Raw genomic sequence first — 16,461 nt, forward strand, 5'->3', positions numbered from 1 at the left:
ATTGCATAGAGGATTCTAACGCGCTGCAAGCTTGCAGCGGGACTCTTGAGCATCGGCCGAACGGACGATGTTCAAGGTCTGCGCAAGGCGGTTATTCTGCTTCGGGAAGCTTGAAACGCAGACCCGGGGCCAGCGTGGCGCCGGCCAGGAATTCGCGCACCGGCAAGCGCTTGCCGCCGGGTTTTTGCAATTGTGTGAGACGCAAAGCACCTTCACCACAGGCCACGACGACGCCCTCCGGAGCGACGTCGGCGATCGTGCCGGGCGCTTTGCTGTCTTGCGCCTCGACCGGGACGGCCGCCCAGATCTTGATCGACGTGCCGTCTTCCAGCGTGCCCACGCCGCCGGGGAACGGATCGAACGCGCGCACCTGACGCGCGAGGACCGCGGCCGGCTTACGCCAGTCGAGCGCAGCCTCGTGCTTGCCGATCTTTTCCGCGTAAGTCACGCCGTCCGCGGGCTGCGGCGTTGCGGGCAGCTTGCCGCTGCGTTCGAGTTCGATCAGCGCTTCGACAATCAGCTTCGCGCCGTCTTGTGCGAGGCGGTCGTGCAAGGTGGCCGTCGTGTCGCCAGCGGCAATCGGCGTGCGTGCTTCGGAAATCATCGCGCCCGTGTCGAGGCCGACGTCCATCTGCATCAGCGTGATGCCGGTTTCCGCGTCGCCCGCCTCGATTGCGCGGTGGATCGGCGCGGCGCCGCGCCAACGCGGCAACAACGAAGCGTGAATGTTGATGCAGCCCAGCGGCGGAATATCAAGCACTTCCTGCGGCAGGATCAGACCATACGCGGCCACTACCATCACGTCGTGCGGCGTGGCGCGCAATTGATCGATCGCGGCGGCGGCCTCGGCCGGATATTTGCCGGCGCGCCGCAACGAAGGCGGCTGCGCCACGGTCAGCCCATGTTCCTGGGCGTAGCGCTTCACCGGACTCGCCTGCAACTTCATCCCGCGTCCGGCGGGCCGGTCGGGCTGGGTCAGCACGAGCGGCACCGGAAAACCGGCGCTGTGGATCGCGGCCAGCGCGGCCGCGGCAAACTCCGGCGTACCGGCAAAGATGACGCGCAACGAATGACTCATGAACGGGTGCGGTAGACGAGGTGGACGCGCATTACATCGCGTGGGCGAGCTTCTTCATCTTGCTCTTGATGCGCGTTTGCTTGAGCGACGACAGGTACTCGACGAACACTCGGCCCATCAGGTGATCCATTTCGTGCTGGACGCACACGGCCAGCAACCCTTCGCAATCCAGCTCAAAGGTTTCGCCCTTCTCGTTCAGCGCCCGCACGCGCACTTTTTCAGCGCGCTCGACGTTGTCGTAAATGCCCGGCACCGAGAGGCAGCCTTCTTCGGAGAGCTTCTTCTCGTCGCTCGACCAGATGATTTCCGGGTTGATGAAGGCGAGCAGTTCGTCGTGCGTTTCCGACACGTCGATCACGATCACACGTTCATGCACGTCCACCTGGGTGGCCGCGAGGCCGACGCCGGGCGCGGCGTACATCGTTTCGGCCATGTCGGCGACGAGCCGGCGGATGCGGTCGTTGACCACTTCGACCGGCTTCGCAATCTTGTGCAGCCGCTTGTCCGGGTAATTGAGGATGTTCAGTAAAGCCATGATCTTGAGTGTGTTTTATAGGCGCCGCTGACCGGTGGAAGGCTAGCGTTGGCCATTCGGCTAGGTTGTGGGCGCATCGCATTACGCAGACGATAGATGGTGTCGAACCGGTTCGATTCAACGCGCCACGTGCGCTAAACGACGGACCCGCGCGGGTGGGCGCGGCGCTGCAGTTATTTCGGATGATGAAAATTTTAGCATGGCGCCCGCCTGCCCGCTGGCCCTGTAAGAGGATGGACTATCAATGCATACCTTGCCCGCAACCGAGATTGAACTTGCAGCATGGCTGCGGCTTTCGCTCGCGCCGGGGTTGAAACCCGCTGCGCTGCGCCTGCTGCTGAGCGCTTTTGGACTGCCGGAAGCGATCTTCAATCAATCGCCGGAGGCACTTGCCGAGGTCGCTGGCGAGGCCGCGGCACGCGCTGCGCTGGCGCCGCCCAACCCTGACTTCGATGCGCAACTCGACACGGTGATCGCATGGCGCGAGCTGCCCGGCAACCACGTGGTGACGCTCGACGATCCCGCCTACCCGCCCGCACTACTGACCATGCCCGATCCGCCGCCGCTACTATATATAAAGGGTCGGCTGAATCTGTTGCATTCGCCTGCGGTTGCCCTGGTGGGCAGCCGCAGCGCAACACCGCAAGGCGCTGAAGACGCGGAGCGCTTCGCGCGTGAGCTTTCCCAGGCCGGCGTCACGATAGTGTCAGGGCTGGCGCTGGGCATCGACGGCGCTGCGCATCGGGGAGGGTTGGAGGGCGTCGGCGGCACGGTGGCCGTGATCGGCACCGGCGCGGACCTCGTCTATCCGGCCGCACATCATGCACTGGCGCGGCAGATTGCGACGCAAGGCGCGATCCTGTCGGAATGGCCGCTCGGCACGCCTGCGCGCGCCGCCAATTTCCCGCAACGTAATCGCTTGATCGCCGGCCTCGTCAGCGGGGTGGTAATCGTCGAAGCCGCCATGCGTTCGGGCTCGCTGATCACAGCCCGGCTCGCCAATGAAATGGGGCGCGATATCTTCGCCTTGCCCGGCTCGATCCACGCGCCGCTCTCGCGCGGTTGTCATCGAATCATCAAGCAGGGCGCCAAGCTGGTGGAAACGCCCGATGAGGTGCTGGAGGAACTGGGCTTCTCGAGGCCCGTGGTCGCGAAAACCGCCAGCAAGCAGGCGATGCTTTGGGACGGCGCGGGCGCACGAAATATCAGGGTGGCGTCGGCGGTGCATCAGCGGGATTCGGCAGCCGTGCCGGCATCGGCCGCGATTCAACCCGAATTGATAGCGGCGTCGGCATCAGCCGCTGCCCCGCCAGGCATGAGTGCCGAAGCGCTGCAACTCCTCGACGCGCTCGGTCACGCCCCCGCCACGCTTGAAATTCTTGCCACCCGTACCGAGATGGGGGACGCGGCATTACAAAACACGCTGCTGCAGCTCGAACTCGCCGGCCAGGTGACCGCGCTGCCCGGCGGCCGCTTCACGCGAGCCACCCACGGCTGACCCCGTCTTGACCAGGGTTGACCACCATTCGGGATCGGCCATGCTACATTCGCGCCAAAGCACCTGACAAAAGTACGCAAGGAACCACCATGCCCGCGCTGAATCTCGACACCGACCAAGACCGGATCGCCGAGCGCGTCAACGAACCCGACACGCTGTTCGTGGCCTGCCTGTGCGCGGAGTGGTGCGGAACCTGTCGTGAGTACCGGGAGGCGTTCGACCGGCTGGCGGATAAGCATCCGGAGATCTGTTTCGCGTGGATCGACATCGAAACCCATGCGGACCGCATCGACGATCTGGATGTCGAGAATTTCCCGACCATCCTGATCGAAGACTCAGTAACGACACGTTTTTTTGGCACGGTTTTGCCACAGGCGGCGATTGTGGAGCGGATGTTGTCTGACTTGACGGCGGTGCCCGGTATCAGCGGCGCGCCTAAACTGCGGCGTGCGCTGGCCGTCGCGTGAATCTGGCCGCAAGCCTCTGAGGCTTGTGGGACGGGCGTTGCGAGCGGCACACAACGCGGTTTCCACAGCTTGCTCAGTCACTGAGCGCGCAATTATCATGGCGCGCTTTTTATGGCACTTGACACGCCGCGCTTGCGCCGTGTGCTATAAAGCGGTCGTTATTGGGTCGCAAAGGTCGCAAACGAGGGTCGCGCTATTTAAGCGCACTCAAGGCCATCAACCCGGATCTACCAACCTCACATCGAGTCATGTCCAAAGCACTGATCATCGCCGAAAAGCCTTCCGTCGCGAACGACATCGCGCGCGCTTTGGGCGGTTTTACCAAGCATGACGAATACTACGAAAGCGACGACTACGTCCTTTCCTCGGCAGTCGGCCACTTGCTGGAAATCGCCGCGCCCGAAGACTATGAAGTCAAACGCGGCAAGTGGAGTTTCGCCAACTTGCCCGTCATTCCGCCGCATTTCGATCTGAATCCGATCGCCAAGAGCGAATCGCGCCTAAAGGTGCTGACCAAGCTGCTCAAGCGTAAAGACATCGATCGCCTGATCAACGCATGTGACGCGGGGCGCGAGGGCGAGCTGATTTTCCGCCTGATCGCGCAGCACGCGAAAGCCAAGCAACCGGTACAGCGCCTGTGGCTTCAGTCGATGACAGCCGGCTCGATCCGCGACGGCTTTGCCCGTCTGCGCAGCGACGAAGAAATGCAGCCGCTCGCCGATGCGGCGCGCTGCCGCTCGGAAGCGGACTGGCTGGTCGGCATCAACGGCACGCGCGCCATGACCGCATTCAACAGCAAGGGCGGCGGCTTCTTCCTGACCACGGTCGGGCGGGTGCAGACGCCGACGCTGTCGATCGTCGTCGAGCGCGAGGAGAAGATTCGCCGCTTTGTGCCGCGCGATTATTGGGAAGTGAAGGCGGATTTCGTCTGCGCGGCCGGTTTCTACGAAGGCCGCTGGTTCGATCCGAAATTCAAGCGCGACGAATTCGATCCCGAAAAGCGCGATTCGCGCCTGTGGGCACTGCCCGCCGCTGAGACGATCGTTGCGGCCTGCCGTGGCCAGCTCGGTACGGTAACGGAAGAATCGAAGCCGTCCACGCAACTGTCGCCGGCGCTGTTCGACCTGACCAGCTTGCAGCGCGAGGCTAACGGCCGCTTCGGCTTCTCGGCCAAGAACACGCTCGGCCTCGCCCAGGCGCTGTACGAAAAGCACAAGGTGCTGACCTATCCCCGGACCGACGCGCGCGCGTTGCCGGAAGACTATATGGATACGGTCAAGGAAACGCTCGGCATGCTCAAGGAGAGCAACAACTATCTCCCGTATGCCAAGCAGGTGCTCGACAAGGGCTGGGTGAAACCGAACAAACGCATCTTCGACAACTCGAAGATCAGCGACCACTTCGCAATCATCCCGACGGCGCAAGCGCCGAAGAATCTGTCCGAGCCGGAACAGAAGCTCTACGACCTGGTCGTGAAGCGCTTCCTGTCGGTGTTCTTCCCTGCCGCCGAATACAGAGTGACGACGCGGATCACGGAAGTAGTCGGTCATCACTTCAAGACTGAAGGCAAGGTGCTGGTCGAACCGGGTTGGCTGCAGGTCTATGGCCGCGAAATCAGCGGCGAAGATGCGAACCTCGTGCCGGTCCAGAAGGACGAGAAGGTCAAGACAGACAAGATCGCCGCCCAGCAACTGGTGACGAAGCCGCCCGCACGCTACAACGAAGCAACCTTGCTGTCGGCCATGGAAGGCGCGGGCAAGCTGGTCGAAGACGACGAATTGCGCGAAGCCATGGCGGCCAAGGGGCTGGGCACGCCGGCTACACGCGCCGCCATCATCGAAGGGCTGCTCGGCGAAAAGTATCTGATCCGCGAAGGCCGCGATCTGATTCCAACCGCCAAAGCATTCCAGCTGATGACGCTGTTGCGCGGTCTCGGCGTGAAGGAACTGACCGCACCGGAATTGACCGGCGAGTGGGAATACAAGCTCTCGCAGATGGAGCGTGGCAACCTGCCGCGCGACGCGTTCATGCAGGAAATCGCCCGCATGACGCAAACCATCGTCAAGCGCGCGAAAGAGTACGATTCCGACACGATCCCGGGTGATTACGCGACGTTGCAGACACCGTGTCCGAATTGCGGCGGTCAGGTGAAGGAAAACTACCGGCGCTTTGCCTGTTCGAAGTGCGAGTTCTCGATCTCGAAGATTCCGGGCGGCCGTCAGTTCGAAATCCCGGAAGTTGAAGAGTTGTTGCAGAACAAGACGATCGGGCCGCTGTCGGGTTTCCGCAGCAAGATGGGGCGTCCGTTCTCCGCGATCCTGAAGCTTTCGCTCGACGACGAGATCAAGAATTACAAGCTCGAATTCGACTTCGGTCAGGATTCGGGCGGCGAAGATGGCGAACCGCCTGACTTCTCCGATCAGCAAGCGGTCGGCGCGTGCCCGAAGTGCAAGGGTCGCGTGTTCGAGCACGGCATGAGCTACGTCTGCGAGAACTCGGTTGCGAATCCGAAGACTTGCGACTTCCGCTCGGGCAAGGTGATTCTGCAGCAGGAAATCGCGCGTGAGCAGATGGCGAAGTTGCTCGAAGAAGGACGCACCGACCTGCTGACGAACTTCAAATCGTCGCGCACCGGCCGCAACTTCAAGGCGTTCCTCGTCAAGCAGAACGACGGCAAGATCGGCTTCGAATTCGAGAAGAAAGAGCCGTCGGCCAAGACAGCAGCGAAGACCGCGGCGGCCAAAGCGGCTGCCAAGGGAGCGCCGGAGTCGGACGAAGAAGACGCACCGGTCGCAGTGAAGGCTGCGGCCGCCGCCAAGAAGACAGCGGCGAAGAAAGCACCCGCGACCAAGACGGCTGCAGCAAAGACCGCCGCGGCCAAGAAAGCACCTGCCAAGAAAACGGCCGCGCGCAAGACTGGTTCGTAATCTCAGTAGGTGACCGGAAGCGCATTCAGCTTCCGGCCGGCTTTGAACTTGCCTATAAAAAAGGCGCAGTCACTTTCGTGACTGCGCCTTTTTATTTGCCGGCCCGACTACTGCGCTCACATCAAACGCACAGCCGGCGCCATCGCCCGAATCGTTACAGCGGCGACAGCACGGTGGACCGCGGCCGATTCGCCGTCTTCGCTAAAGTCTTCGGCAGCGGAGATAACTCGCTATCCAGAAGCCGTGACAGCGGCTCGGCGCCGTCGAATGCTTCCGGCGGCAGCTGATCCGCGGAATCGAGCGCGGCAGACGTGGCGGACCTGCCAAGGCCGTCCTTGATCCATTGCTCGCCGAGCAGACTGTTCGGCGTCTGGCTGAAATGCTCGACCAGATGATCGATGAACGTACGCACCTTTGCCGGCAAGTGGCGGCGGCTCGGATACGCGATGTTGATCTCGACCTGCGGCAAACGGAAATCGCCAAGCAAACGCACGAGCCTGCCGCGCGTCATGTCACGGCCGATCAGATAGCTCGGCAGAATCGCGATGCCCATGCCGAGCAACGCGAACTGCCGCAGCATTTCCGTGTTGTTCGCCACGATGACGTTGACCGGCCGCACCCGCACTTCACCTTCCGAACCCGTGAACACCCGCTCATCGCCCCAATACTCGGACGGCAAGCTCAGGCACGGGTGCTCGAGCAGATGCTCGGGGCGCGTGGGCGTGCCATGTTTTTCCAGATACGCCGGGGTCGCACACACGGTCATGCAACCCGTGGTCAAACGCCGCGTAACAATGCTCGCGCTGCGCATCTGCCGTGTGACCACCACGCCCACGTCGAAACCTTCTTCGACCAGATCGACCTGACGGTCGACCAGCGTGACATCGGGAATGACTTTCGGATAGCGCTCCGCGTACGTCTGCAGCACGGGCGCAAGGTTATGCAACCCGAACACGACCGGTGCGACGATTCGCAGCGTGCCGACGGGTTCGTGATTCCGCGCGACCACCATCTGCTCGACGTCTTCCAGTTCGTCGAGAATCTGGCGCGCGCGCTCGAGATAAACCTGACCGGATTCGGTCAAAGACAAGCTGCGGGTTGTGCGATTGAGCAGCCGCGTACCAAGACGGCCTTCGAGATCGGCAACGTGACGGGTGGCAACTGCGTTGGAAATATCCATCGCGCTCGCAGCGCGGGCAAAACTGCCGAGATCCGCCACTTTGACGAAAACTCGCATCGACTGCAAATGATCCATAGGACAACTCCTGCCGTGTTACAGCTTCCTGACAATTAGTGAAAACCAGTGAAGCGAACTTGGAATTCTCCTACGACTCGCGAAATCGTGCAGAAGTTGCCCGCGAAAGACGAAATATTGTCGATATTTGTGCGACTGTGTTCCCTTGTGTGGGGTACGAACCTCGATTGTTCCGACAAGAGCAACAATTTGCTGCATCGCAGCTTGCACTGTCTTTTTTGTTCGAACAGACGCAAAGGTCATCCCGGCATTGTGAAATCAGAAAAAATCACGATACGGGGTCCGACCGGCAAAGAAAAGCCGCCCGAAGGCGGCTTCCATGCGAAGTGAATACTCACCTGATCAGGCTGCGAGTTTCCCTTCAAGCGCGCGTTTTGCCTCGGTCAAAGCCGGCGGCAGACCTTGCTGCAATGTGTCAAACAGCTCGGCATGGAGTGCGAGTTCGGAACGCCATGCTGCGTCGTCGACCGAAATCACCTGCTGGAATTGCTCGCGGCTGAAATCCAGACCGCTCCAGTCGATGTCTTCATAGTGCGGCGACACGCCGAACGCGTGCTCTTCACCTTGCGCCTTGCCTTCGACGCGCCCGACCATCCAGCTCAACACACGCATGTTCTCGCCGAAGCCCGGCCAGACGAACTTGCCGTCCGCGCCCTTGCGGAACCAGTTGACGCAGAAGATCTTCGGCAACTTCGCGTTCAGTTTCTCGAGACGCTCACCGGTTTTCAGCCAGTGCCCGAAGTAATCACTCATGTTGTATCCGCAGAACGGCAGCATTGCGAACGGGTCGCGGCGCACCACGCCCTGCTGCCCCGCCGCCGCTGCGGTTGTTTCCGAGCCCATGGTGGCCGCCATGTAGACGCCTTCGACCCAGTTGCGCGCTTCCGTGACGAGCGGCACGGTGGTCGAACGGCGGCCTCCGAAAATGAAGGCGTCGATTGCGACGCCGGCCGGATTCTCCCAATCCGCGTCGATCGACGGACATTGCGAAGCCGGCGCCGTGAAGCGCGCGTTCGGGTGCGCGGCCTTGCGTCCGCTCTCCTTCGCACTCTCCGGCGTCCAGTCCTTGCCCTGCCAGTCGATCAGGTGCGCGGGCGGCACGTCGGTCATGCCTTCCCACCAGACGTCGCCGTCGTCAGTCAGGGCGACGTTCGTGAAGATGACATTTTCCTTCAGCGTCGCCATGGCGTTGAAGTTGGTCTTTTCGCTCGTGCCCGGCGCGACGCCGAAATAACCGGCCTCTGGATTGATCGCGTACAGACGGCCGTCCTTACCCGGCTTGATCCATGCAATATCATCGCCGATGGTGGAGATTTTCCAGCCGTTCAGACCTTGCGGCGGAATCAGCATCGCGAAGTTGGTCTTGCCACAGGCCGACGGAAACGCCGCTGCGACGTGATGCTTGCGCCCTTCCGGCGATGTCACGCCGAGAATCAGCATGTGTTCGGCGAGCCAGCCTTCGGCACGGCCCATCGTGGAGGCGATGCGCAGCGCAAAGCACTTCTTGCCGAGCAGCGCATTGCCGCCATAGCCCGAGCCAAAGCTCCAGATTTCGCGCGATTCGGGGAAATGGACGATGTATTTGGTGTCGTTGCACGGCCACGGCACGTCTTTCGCGCCCGCCGCGAGCGGCGCGCCGACCGAATGCACGCACGGCACGAACTCGCCGTCTTCGCCCAGCACCTCGTACACCTTGCGGCCCATGCGCGTCATGATGCGCATATTGGTCACCACGTACGGGCTGTCGCTCAATTCGACACCGATATGCGCGATCGGCGAACCAAGCGGCCCCATCGAGAACGGCACCACGTACAGGGTGCGGCCGCGCATCGCGCCGTCGAACAGACCGTCGAGCGTCGAGCGCATCTCAGCCGGTTCGATCCAGTTGTTGGTGGGTCCCGCATCTTCCCGGCGCTGCGAGCAGATAAACGTACGGTCTTCGACGCGCGCCACGTCCGACGGATCGGACCATGCCAGATAGGAATTGGGACGTTTGGCGGGATTGAGTTTCTTGAGGGTGCCGGCTTCGACCATCTGGGCGCACAGGCGGTCGTACTCTTCCTGTGAACCGTCGCACCAGACGATTCGAGCGGGCTTGGTCAGGGCGGCAACGCGCTGGACCCAGTCGATCAGTTTTCGGTGCTTGACCCACTCGGGCGCCCCTGCGGACGCCTCGATAGTGGGCTGTCCTTCGAATGAGGGATGATTCATCGACCTGTCTCCGTTTTGAAAGCAATAGAAAAACGGTACAAGCCCAGCGACGCTGCATGCGAGAGGCGTTCAATTCATCGCGACGACATTCCTGCCAGCCGACGCGCAATTGTGCAGGTCATCATGGGCCACACAGCGTGTTGCGCGGAGGTTTCCGCCGACGGCCTTCTGCAACCGTCTGTAAAGCGACTTGCCTCAACGTGCAACAAACTGTTAAAAACGATGTCAATCGGCCTTGCCGTGGCGCTGCCGTTCTATGCGGCAGCTTCTACAGTAAGGCATTCAGCCAGACCGGCATGTGACCTGGGTCACATGGTGGGACAGTCAGCATAACACTCCGTTCCGCACCGCTATGGTGCGCCGCAAGACACATACCATGAAGATTGCCATCCTCGACGATTACCAGGACGCCGTCCGCAAGCTCGACTGCTTTCAATTGCTGGCCGACCATGAGGTCAAGGTTTTCAACAACACGGTCCGCGGCCTCGGCCAACTGGCGAGCCGTCTTTCCGAAGTCGACGCACTTGTCCTGATTCGCGAACGCACCCGCATCAGCTCGCAACTACTCGACAAGTTGCCGCGTTTGCGCATGATCAGTCAAACTGGCAAAGTCTCCAGCCATATCGATCTGGCAGCCTGTACCGAGCGCGGCATTGCCGTGCTGGAGGGCAGCGGCTCGCCGATCGCACCGGCCGAACTGACGTGGGCTCTCATCATGGCGGCTCAACGGCGGATTCCGCAATACGTAGCAAACCTTAAGCAAGGGGCCTGGCAGCAGTCCGGTTTGAAGACGTCGGCGCTGCCGCCGAACTTCGGTTTGGGGCAGGTGTTGCGCGGTCAGACGCTGGGCATTTGGGGTTACGGCAAGATCGGCCGCTTGCTTGCCGGATACGGCAAGGCGTTCGGCATGAACGTGCTGATCTGGGGTCGCGAGCATTCGCGCGAAGCGGCCCGAGCGGACGGATATGGCGTGGCCGAAAGCCGCGAAGCGCTGTTCGAGCAGAGCGATGTGTTGTCGTTGCACCTGCGCCTGCATGACGACACGCGCGGCATCGTCAAGCAGGAAGACCTGATGCGGATGAAACCCACGGCCTTGCTCGTGAATACGAGCCGGGCCGAACTGCTCGACGAAAACGCGCTGGTGAACGCGTTGTCGCACAACCGTCCGGGGATGGTCGCAATCGACGTCTATGAAAGCGAGCCGATTCTGCAGGGCTACAGCCTGCTGCGCATGGAAAATGTGATCTGCACGCCGCACATCGGCTACGTAGAACGCGAGAGCTACGAGTTGTATTTCGCCGCGGCATTCCAGAACATTCTGGCTTTCGACGCCGGCGATACGGCCAGCGTGACGAATCCGGAAGCGTTGCAGGGCGGGCGCCGGCGTTAATTTATCTCCAGCATGATTTGCTGGCGCAATTTTCTGCGTTAAACGCCTGAGCCAACCCTCACAGCGGTTTCAGGCTTTAATCTGCACGCCAGTCTCATTGGCGCGTGGCCTGAGGGGCGGCTGCCTCGAAACCGCGCCGCCGTCGCTCGCCTCAACGCGCTTCGCGCGCGCCGGCTTCCAGCAGATCGGGCATGCGTTCGAGAAAGGCCTCGCCGTCGGCGCGGCCGAGGTTGTACGCATGCACCATCTGCGACGGGCTCGTGTAATCCCAACTCGAAATCGGCACCTTGCGCGACGGCTGCACGTAGAGCCGTTGCTGCACACCATGCGGCACGACGAACATCTGCGGCCGTGGATAAAGACGCGTGACCATTACCAGCACGTTGCCGGGCGCGTCGGCGTCGAGCGCGCCGACCGGCACGTTGTCGACCATGCCGCCGTCGAGCACCGGGCGGCCATTGCGCCGCAAAACCGGCGTGAACGGCGGCGTACTCGACGATTGCAGGATCAGATCGGCGAGATCCTCGACCGTCGCGCAATCCTGCGCCCGCACGAATTCCGGATGAAAGCCGAGCGTCTGACCGAGCGTGGGATGCAGCGTCTTGCGCACGTATTTCTCGATGTTGTACGCGATCAGACCCGCGGCAACGGCGCTGCGCGCGCCGAGCCAACGCGGCAGATGCGACACGCCGATGCGGATTTCGGGTGCGTCGGCAAGCGTCGCGAACTTGTCGCGGTAGATGTCGAGCAACGCCTGCCGGTAGATCCGGTAATGCGGAAACACCGATTCGCCACGCAGCAGATTGCCCCAGTAGGCGTTGCGGGTGTTGTGGCGCAGCGCGTCTTCGTAATAGCGCATGACCCAGTCGGAATCGCGCGTATAGAGCATGCACGCGGTGGCGGCGCCGGCTGAAATGCCAGCGATGACGCGCGGACGGATATCCAGCTCCGGCTGCGCCACGTCCCAGAATCCCGCCTGCCACCAGCAGCGATTGCCGCCACCGGCGAATACGACCTGATCGAACATCTTGGCTTTTCCCTCTATTGCCGCTTGCGGGCCCGATTCAGTTTTCAGTCGAGCAGCGCGTAGGTGGTGGTGGCGTGGACCGCCATGTTGCCGGCTTCGTCGAATAATTCGACCTCGCCGAACACGAGATTACGGCCCATGCGCAGCACGCGCGCAGTGATCAGCACGTCGCCATTGCGAACCGCGCGCATGAAACTGATGTTGAGCGAGACGGTGCTCATCGGCTTGAAGCCGCCGAGCGCGGCCGAAATCGCGACGATCATCGCCGTGTCGGCGGCCGCCATGAAGACCTGCCCGCAGATCACGCCGCCTGAATGACGCAGGCCGCCAGAAAACGGCAGGCGCAACGTCGCACTCTCTTCGTCGACCTTGACAGGGGTCAGCGTGAGCGCGCGTACCCAGGGCGCGAGGATGCGGTCGAGCAACTCGATAATCTCTTTGTCATCCATGGTGGTCCCCGGTCGAAAGCCGCGCGACGCTTCGTGCGGCAAGGTTTCCGCGACATGATACCGGGACGATGAAGTGCGCGCCTTTCCGGCGCCTGACGGCCGGCCGCGCGGGTACCGGATCGCCGCCCTTCCCAGATTTTTTTAAGAAATCTGCTAAAGGGGGTTGGCAATCTCGGAAAGTTACTGCATAATTTCGCTTCTGTTTGGGGCGTTAGCTCAGCTGGTAGAGCAGCGGACTCTTAATCCGTAGGTCGACAGTTCGAATCTGTCACGCCCCACCAAAGATTCAACAAAAAGCCCGGTCCTTGCGACTGGGCTTTTTGCTTTGCGGCGCCGGTGCCGTCGTGTGAGCAAGCCGACTCCGTATGTCCCCCGACATCCCATCGGAACCCAAGATTCGAAGCGCCGGAGCCTCGCCATGTCCAAATCAAAACTCAACCCCGCCGATCTGGCTACGCCGCTCTCCGAACAGGAGTTCGACGAACTCGACGAGTTTCTGGTTTCCGACATGACCTCGGAAGAGACACTGACGATCGAGGGACTCGACGGCTATCTGACCGCGCTGGCCATCGGGCCGACTACCGTGCCGCCCAGTTACTGGCTGCCCGGCGTATGGGGTCCCAGCGAGAATGACGCGCCCGCGTTCGAGACGATGGATCAGGCCCAACACATTCTCGGGCTCATCTTGCGGAACATGAACGGCATCATTACCTGCCTGGAAGATGATCCCGATGCGTTCGAACCGGTGTTTGGCTTCAGCCGGGTCGACGACAGTGAACACGAATACATCGATGGCGAAGCGTGGGCTTTCGGTTTTATGCAGAGCCTCGCGCTGGTTCGGGCAGATTGGCAAGCGTTGTTCGATAGCGAGCAGGACCGGGCCTGGCTAAATCCGCTACATCTGATGGGCTCCGAGGGGCTGACGCCGGAAGAGCTGCAGTTGGTCGCCACGGCAAGCCAGCGAGATGCCCTCACCAAACAGATTCCCGCCAGCATCGCCGCGATCTATCGTTACTGGCTTCCCCACCGCCAGGCCGTCCATGAGCAGAAGCTCGCCGCGATCCAGCGCACCGAACCCAAGGTGGGCCGCAACGACCCGTGTCCTTGCGGTAGCGGCAAGAAGTTCAAGAAGTGCTGCGGCGCTGCGGACACGCTCCACTGAAAGCAATTTCCCCCAATACACCCCGCCCCACCGCCCGATACCGTTGAGCGTCGCATGATCGACGCCGAAAACGAATTTCGCGGCGTCGATCACAACACGGCATCCGCCGCGCACGGTCAGTCAGTTACTTCGACGAGACGTCGATATTGCCGAGGTACTTGGCCGCCAGCGTCTTGACAGTCCCGTCGGCCTGCACTTTGGCGATCGCCGCATTCAGCTGGTCACGCAACGCGGTGTCGCCTTTACGAATCCCGTACGCGATGCCGCTGCCGAGAATCTTGTCATCACGTACCGGTTGCCCGACGAACGCGTAGTCCTTGCCGGTAGGCTTCGACAGAAATCCTGTCTGGCCGGCCGGCGCAAGAACCAGCGTCGCATCGAGGCGCCCCGCCACGAGATCCGTATAAGCCTGGTTCTGATCCTGATACGCCACGACAGTGACACCCACCGGTTCCCAATGCGCCTTCGCAAAGGTCTCCTGAATCGACGCCTGTAACACGCCGACGCGTTTGCCCTTCAACGACGCCGGCGTCGGCAGCAAACCGCTGTCGCGCTTCGCGATCAACTGAGTCGGCACGCGATACACCACGGTGGTGAAATCGATCGCCTGACGGCGCTGCTCGGTGGCGTTCATCGCAGAATTGATCGCGTCGAACTTGCGGCCTTGCAGCGCGGGAATCAAACCGTCGAACGAGGTTTCGACCCATTTGCACGTCATATGCGCAGCAACGCACACGGCATTGCCGACGTCGATGTCGAGACCTTGCAACTCACCGTTCGGCCCTTTCGATTCGAACGGCGGGTACTGTGCCTCAAGCCCGAAACGCAGCGGCGAGGTGTCCGCGGCAATCGCGGCTGACGAAGCAGCAATCGACGCCAACGCGCAAGTCAGCACCAATAGTGGTTTGAGCAACTTCATAACGGGTCCCTTTTCCTTCGATATTGTTATCACGCAGCATGCAGCGCGCGAATCAGATTTCGCACAAACGCCGCGCGCCTTCAACCAAGGTCGCGTCGTCCTTCGAGAAACTCAGGCGGATCAAACCGGAATCCGTGCCGTCGGTATAAAACGCCGACAGCGGAATCGTCGCGACACGTGCATCGCGAATCAGGCGCAGCACGAAATCGCTATCGCTTTCCTCCGAGAAGCCGCGGAAACGCGCAAGCATGAAGAAGCTGCCTTCGCTCGGCAACAACTCGAAGCGCGACTCGCGCAGCGCATTAGCGAGCAGATCGCGCTTCTTCTGATAGAACGCGGACAGCCCGAGATAGCTCTCGCGATTGGCCAATGCATCGACAAACGCGTACTGCATCGGTGTATCGGCAGAAAACACCATGAACTGATGGACTTTGCGAATCTCGTCCATGAGTGCGGCGGGCGCGAGGCAATAGCCAACGCGCCAACCGGTCACGTGATACGACTTGCCGAACGACGACACGATCACGCTGCGTTCGGCGAGTTCGGAATCGCAGGCCATGCTTTGATGTTTGGCGCCGTCGAACACCACGTGTTCGTAGACTTCGTCGGCGAGAATCACGATGTCGGTATTGCGCGTCACCGCCTTCAGACGCGCGATGTCGGCCTCGCTGAACACGGTCGCGGTCGGATTGTGCGGCGTGTTGATGATGATCATGCGCGTCTTCGGCGTGATCGCGGCGGCGACCTCGTCCCAGTCCACGCGGAAATCGGTCAGCGACAGTTTGATCGCGATCGGCGTTGCGCCTTGCAGGCGAACGATCGGGCCGTAGCTATCGAATGACGGCTCGAAGTAAATCACCTCATCACCGGGATGCACCAGCGCGCTGATCGTCGAATACAGGCCTTCGCTGGCGCTGGCGATCACGGTGACTTCACTCGACGGGTCGTAGCGCACGCCGTACAGCGTCTCGACCTTGTCGGCGAGCGCTTCGCGCAGGGCGGCGATGCCGGCCATCGGCGCGTACTGGTTATGACCGGCACGCATGGCTTGCGCGACGCCGTCGATCAGTTTCGCGTCGGGCGCGAAATTCGGCGCACCTTGCGACAGATTCAGCGCATTGTGTTGTGCGGCCAGTTGGCCGATCACGGTAAAAATCGTCGTGCCTACATCAGGCAGTTTCGAGCGGGCTTGCATGGCGCTCTGCATAAGGCTATCTCCCTTTCTCCATCCGGCAGCGGATTCGCGGACTGCCCACAACGTGGCGATCCCATCCGGTTCGATGATTAGGCATCAGCCAAAGAACGGTCACAATCGAAACTTTGTCATGCGCGGCATGCGTTTACGTCATGGCGCGCGCAATGTCGTGCTGGGGCAGGCTAAGGCAATGAAATCGGGGGTTTAGCGGGAGAAATGCAGCCACGGGGGGAGCGCGGAAAGCAGTCGAGGTATGACGTAATGTGATGCACGGCGGTGAGGAGGCGTTGCGATTTGCCGCTATTTGCTACGACGGCGCGCGGCAGTGCTTCAGCCCAACCCGGCTGC

General features: G+C 61.5%; 13 protein-coding genes and 1 tRNA gene. 6 read left to right on the forward strand and 8 right to left on the reverse strand.

Annotated features, from left to right (window positions below):
* Positions 1-91: 91 nt before the first annotated feature.
* The gene (gene fmt, locus PQQ95_RS00440) at positions 92-1,078 is read right to left on the reverse strand and encodes a methionyl-tRNA formyltransferase (protein WP_408433592.1); all 987 of its coding nucleotides are present in this window, start codon (positions 1,076-1,078) and stop codon (positions 92-94) included.
* Positions 1,079-1,109: 31 nt separating this feature from the next.
* Entirely contained in the window at positions 1,110-1,613 is a 504-nt protein-coding gene (def, locus tag PQQ95_RS00445; protein ID WP_408198955.1) for a peptide deformylase, read from the reverse strand.
* Between the two features lie 244 nt (positions 1,614-1,857).
* Here def and dprA point away from each other — a divergent pair, with 244 nt between their 5' ends.
* From dprA to PQQ95_RS00460, 3 genes are all read left to right on the forward strand, one after another.
* Positions 1,858-3,111 (forward strand): DNA-processing protein DprA, encoded by a 1,254-nt coding sequence (gene dprA / locus PQQ95_RS00450; protein ID WP_408433595.1) that lies wholly within the window; start codon positions 1,858-1,860, stop codon positions 3,109-3,111.
* 89 nt (positions 3,112-3,200) lie between these two features.
* The gene (locus PQQ95_RS00455) at positions 3,201-3,578 is read left to right on the forward strand and encodes a thioredoxin family protein (RefSeq protein ID WP_408433597.1); all 378 of its coding nucleotides are present in this window, start codon (positions 3,201-3,203) and stop codon (positions 3,576-3,578) included.
* 248 nt (positions 3,579-3,826) lie between these two features.
* Positions 3,827-6,505: a DNA topoisomerase III gene (locus PQQ95_RS00460; RefSeq protein WP_408433599.1), complete on the forward strand. Its 2,679-nt coding sequence runs from the start codon at positions 3,827-3,829 to the stop codon at positions 6,503-6,505.
* A gap of 154 nt (positions 6,506-6,659) precedes the next feature.
* Here the strand turns inward: PQQ95_RS00460 and gvmR are convergent, their stop codons facing one another.
* Together gvmR and PQQ95_RS00470 are read right to left on the reverse strand one after the other, a co-directional pair.
* A complete protein-coding gene (gene gvmR / locus PQQ95_RS00465; protein WP_408433602.1) occupies positions 6,660-7,760 on the reverse strand; it encodes a transcriptional regulator GvmR in 1,101 nt (366 codons plus the stop codon).
* Between the two features lie 342 nt (positions 7,761-8,102).
* A complete protein-coding gene (locus tag PQQ95_RS00470) occupies positions 8,103-9,971 on the reverse strand; it encodes a phosphoenolpyruvate carboxykinase (GTP) (RefSeq protein ID WP_408433605.1) in 1,869 nt (622 codons plus the stop codon).
* A 376-nt stretch (positions 9,972-10,347) separates the two neighbouring features.
* Here PQQ95_RS00470 and PQQ95_RS00475 point away from each other — a divergent pair, with 376 nt between their 5' ends.
* On the forward strand, positions 10,348-11,361 hold the full coding sequence (locus PQQ95_RS00475; protein ID WP_408433607.1) for a D-2-hydroxyacid dehydrogenase family protein: 1,014 nt from the start codon (positions 10,348-10,350) through the stop codon (positions 11,359-11,361).
* A gap of 151 nt (positions 11,362-11,512) precedes the next feature.
* Here the strand turns inward: PQQ95_RS00475 and PQQ95_RS00480 are convergent, their stop codons facing one another.
* Positions 11,513-12,388: a patatin-like phospholipase family protein gene (locus tag PQQ95_RS00480; RefSeq protein ID WP_408433609.1), complete on the reverse strand. Its 876-nt coding sequence runs from the start codon at positions 12,386-12,388 to the stop codon at positions 11,513-11,515.
* Positions 12,389-12,432: 44 nt separating this feature from the next.
* Positions 12,433-12,837 carry a PaaI family thioesterase gene (locus PQQ95_RS00485; protein ID WP_097390878.1) on the reverse strand — a complete coding sequence of 135 codons (405 nt, stop codon included), beginning with the start codon at positions 12,835-12,837 and terminating at the stop codon, positions 12,433-12,435.
* 205 nt (positions 12,838-13,042) lie between these two features.
* Here PQQ95_RS00485 and PQQ95_RS00490 point away from each other — a divergent pair.
* Both PQQ95_RS00490 and PQQ95_RS00495 read left to right on the forward strand, forming a co-directional pair.
* Positions 13,043-13,118 (forward strand) — tRNA-Lys (locus PQQ95_RS00490).
* 137 nt (positions 13,119-13,255) lie between these two features.
* Positions 13,256-13,999, forward strand: coding sequence for a UPF0149 family protein (locus PQQ95_RS00495; RefSeq protein ID WP_408433612.1), 744 nt, complete (start codon positions 13,256-13,258; stop codon positions 13,997-13,999).
* Positions 14,000-14,123: 124 nt separating this feature from the next.
* On the opposite strand, the gene PQQ95_RS00500 is transcribed toward PQQ95_RS00495, so the two are convergent.
* Complete coding sequence (locus PQQ95_RS00500; protein WP_408433614.1) at positions 14,124-14,918, reverse strand: ABC transporter substrate-binding protein; 795 nt, start codon at positions 14,916-14,918, stop codon at positions 14,124-14,126.
* A gap of 52 nt (positions 14,919-14,970) precedes the next feature.
* The gene (locus PQQ95_RS00505; RefSeq protein WP_408433617.1) at positions 14,971-16,125 is read right to left on the reverse strand and encodes a pyridoxal phosphate-dependent aminotransferase; all 1,155 of its coding nucleotides are present in this window, start codon (positions 16,123-16,125) and stop codon (positions 14,971-14,973) included.
* Positions 16,126-16,461: the final 336 nt, after the last annotated feature.

It is taken from the genome of Paraburkholderia caffeinilytica, assembly GCF_046030355.1.
Classification (GTDB): Bacteria; Pseudomonadota; Gammaproteobacteria; order Burkholderiales; family Burkholderiaceae; genus Paraburkholderia; species Paraburkholderia caffeinilytica_B.

Bases quoted from the DNA above. Each gene is read 5' to 3' on its own strand.
- fmt (WP_408433592.1), bottom strand. From the start codon at position 1,078: ATGAGTCATTCGTTGCGCGTCATCTTTGCCGGTACGCCGGAGTTTGCC.
- def (WP_408198955.1), bottom strand. From the start codon at position 1,613: ATGGCTTTACTGAACATCCTCAATTACCCGGACAAGCGGCTGCACAAG.
- dprA (WP_408433595.1), top strand. From the start codon at position 1,858: ATGCATACCTTGCCCGCAACCGAGATTGAACTTGCAGCATGGCTGCGG.
- PQQ95_RS00455 (WP_408433597.1), top strand. From the start codon at position 3,201: ATGCCCGCGCTGAATCTCGACACCGACCAAGACCGGATCGCCGAGCGC.
- PQQ95_RS00460 (WP_408433599.1), top strand. From the start codon at position 3,827: ATGTCCAAAGCACTGATCATCGCCGAAAAGCCTTCCGTCGCGAACGAC.
- gvmR (WP_408433602.1), bottom strand. From the start codon at position 7,760: ATGGATCATTTGCAGTCGATGCGAGTTTTCGTCAAAGTGGCGGATCTC.
- PQQ95_RS00470 (WP_408433605.1), bottom strand. From the start codon at position 9,971: ATGAATCATCCCTCATTCGAAGGACAGCCCACTATCGAGGCGTCCGCA.
- PQQ95_RS00475 (WP_408433607.1), top strand. From the start codon at position 10,348: ATGAAGATTGCCATCCTCGACGATTACCAGGACGCCGTCCGCAAGCTC.
- PQQ95_RS00480 (WP_408433609.1), bottom strand. From the start codon at position 12,388: ATGTTCGATCAGGTCGTATTCGCCGGTGGCGGCAATCGCTGCTGGTGG.
- PQQ95_RS00485 (WP_097390878.1), bottom strand. From the start codon at position 12,837: ATGGATGACAAAGAGATTATCGAGTTGCTCGACCGCATCCTCGCGCCC.
- PQQ95_RS00495 (WP_408433612.1), top strand. From the start codon at position 13,256: ATGTCCAAATCAAAACTCAACCCCGCCGATCTGGCTACGCCGCTCTCC.
- PQQ95_RS00500 (WP_408433614.1), bottom strand. From the start codon at position 14,918: ATGAAGTTGCTCAAACCACTATTGGTGCTGACTTGCGCGTTGGCGTCG.
- PQQ95_RS00505 (WP_408433617.1), bottom strand. From the start codon at position 16,125: ATGCAGAGCGCCATGCAAGCCCGCTCGAAACTGCCTGATGTAGGCACG.